At 62.1% G+C, this 2,588-nt stretch carries 2 protein-coding genes and 1 pseudogene; all 3 read left to right on the plus strand.

The window, feature by feature from the left end; translation table 11 throughout:
• A pseudogene (locus A2I95_RS30850) lies at positions 1-189 on the plus strand (RNA methyltransferase); the annotation flags it as partial.
• A 60-nt stretch (positions 190-249) separates the two neighbouring features.
• Complete coding sequence (ctaA, locus tag A2I95_RS30855) at positions 250-1,395, plus strand: heme A synthase (protein ID WP_027258874.1); 1,146 nt, start codon at positions 250-252, stop codon at positions 1,393-1,395.
• Between the two features lie 4 nt (positions 1,396-1,399).
• Positions 1,400-2,588 (plus strand): carboxypeptidase M32 (locus A2I95_RS30860; RefSeq protein WP_291735973.1); only part of this gene is annotated, 1,189 nt, incomplete at its 3' end.

Genomic DNA, 2,588 nt, shown 5'->3' on the forward strand with positions numbered 1-2,588 from the left:
AAGCTGGTGGAGCACTACGAGGAACGGCTGGACGAAGCCGGTTTCTTCTTCCCGCCGGAAAAGGCCGACAGCATGAAGACCAACCTGCGCAACCTGTGGAGCCGGATGCGGATGACCCGTTCCGACGTGCAGATGCTGCATGGGATCATGCGCCAGATGGTCCGCTGGAAAGAGCGCGGCGGCGAGTAAGCCGCTCTGGACCTTTGAATAACCCGCCCCTAGCTTGGCACCAGAGACAAAGAGGCAAGCATGAGCAAGCGCAGCATTTTTGAAGAGGTCGAGGGCGAGAAGACGGACGCGCCCGCGGTGGAGCCGGGACTGATCGACCGCGGCCGCGGAGGCGCCCGCAAGGCGATCCGCGCCTGGTTGATGGTGCTGTTTGCGCTGGTTGTGGCGATGATAGTTGTGGGCGGGCTGACCCGTCTGACCGATAGCGGGTTGTCGATCACCGAATGGCGCCCCGTGACCGGGGCGGTCCCGCCGATGTCCGAGGGTGAGTGGCAGGCCGAGTTCGATAAATACAAGGGAATCGATCAGTGGCGCATCCAGAACCAATGGATGGAACTGGCTGATTTCAAATCGATTTACTGGTGGGAATGGGGCCATCGGCAGCTGGGCCGCTTCATTGGTCTGGTTTGGGCGCTTGGCTTCTTCGGCTTCCTGATCGCGCGCAAGATCCCGGCCGGCTGGGCAGGCCGTTTGGCGCTGCCTGGTATTCTGGGCGGCGTGCAGGGCGCGATCGGCTGGTGGATGGTCGCCTCTGGCGTGACACAGGGCGAGGGCATGACCGCCGTTGCCTCCTACCGCCTCGCTGTGCATCTGGGGCTGGCCTTTGTCATTCTCGGCTTCATCGCCTGGTATGTGCTGATGCTGGGCCGCGAGGAGCGGGAGCTGATGCAGGCGCGCCGCGCTAAGGAGGCGAAACTGTTCTCTCTCTCCACCGGCCTCATGCATTTCGCCTTTCTGCAGATCCTGTTGGGCGCGTTGGTCGCGGGCATCGACGCGGGCCGCTCCTATACCGACTGGCCGCTGATGGGCGGGCAGGTGATCCCTCCGAACTCCTTTATGATTGAGCCTGTCTGGAAGAACCTCTTTGAAAACCCCGGCCTGGTGCAGTTCATCCACCGGGTGGCGGGTTACCTGCTGTTTGCCTTTGGTGTGGTGGCATGGCTGCGCGGGCGCGGCTCTGCCCATGCGCGCACTCGCTTTGCCTTCAACGCAGTCTTTGCAGCGCTGTCTGTACAGGTGCTGCTGGGGATCATCACTGTGGTTTACGCCGCGCCGCTGCACGCCGCGATCACCCACCAGCTGGTGGCGATCGGCTTCTGGGTGCTGATCCTGCGCGCCCGCTTCCTGTCTGCCTATCCCATTGCAACCTCGATCAAGGATCATTGACCCCATGAGCGCATTTGACGAATTGTTGGCCTTCCAGCGCGACACGCAAGCTCTGGGGCAGATTGCGGGCCGTCTGGGCTGGGATCAGGAAACCATGATGCCGCGCGGGGCAGCGCCGCAGCGGGGCGAGGAGATGGCCGCGATCGAGGCGGTGCTTCATGCCCGCCGCAGCGATCCGCGGGTGGCCGAATGGCTGGAGCAGGCGGTTGCACCGAATGAGGCGGGCGAGGCCCAGCTGCGCGAGATCCGCCGCAGTTATGAACGCACCGTCAAGGTGCCTGCGGATCTGGCCAAGAAGATCGCCCAGGTCACATCCGAGGCACAGGGAAAATGGGCCGCCGCGCGGGCGGATGAGGATGTGGCGGCATTTGTGCCGGTGCTGGAGGAAGTCGTCGCGCTGAAGCGAGAGGAGGGCCTGGCGCTGGCCGCGGGCGGTGACGTCTATGACGCCATGGTCGAGGATTACGAGCACGGCATGACCGGGGCAGGGATCGCGGGGATTTTTGACGCTATGCGCCCCGGCCTGGTGGAGCTGCGCGCCAAGGTGCTGGAGAAGCCCGCGCCAAAGGCGCTGAAAGGCAGCTTTGACGAAGCGGCGCAGATGAAGCTGACACGCAAAATCGCCAAACAGTTCGGCTATGACATGGCCCATGGCCGGGTGGACAAGGCGGTGCATCCATTCAGCTCCGGTTCGGGACTGGATGTGCGGATCACCACCCGGACCAGCGAGAGTGATCCGTTCAACTGCTTTTATTCGACCATTCACGAGGTCGGCCACGGCGCATATGAGCAGAACATCAGCCGTGACTACCTGCTGACCCCGCTGGGCAGCGGCGTGTCGATGGGTGTGCACGAAAGCCAGAGCCGGATTTATGAGAACCAGATAGGCCGCAGCCGCGCCTTTACCGGCTGGCTGTTTGAGGAGATGAAACAGGCCTTTGGCGACTTAGGTATTTCGGACCCTGATGAATTTTATGCAACCGTGAATGCCGTGCACAAAGGCTACATCCGTACCGAGGCGGATGAGTTGCAGTATAACCTGCACATTATGCTGCGCTTTGGTCTGGAACGCGCACTGATGAGCGGTGATCTGGCAGTGAAAGATATCGAGGCCGCCTGGAATGACCGGTTTGAGGCCGATTTCGGCTATGCCGTCGACAAGCCCTCAAACGGTTGTTTGCAGGATGTGCATT

It is taken from the genome of Leisingera sp. F5, assembly GCF_001593695.1.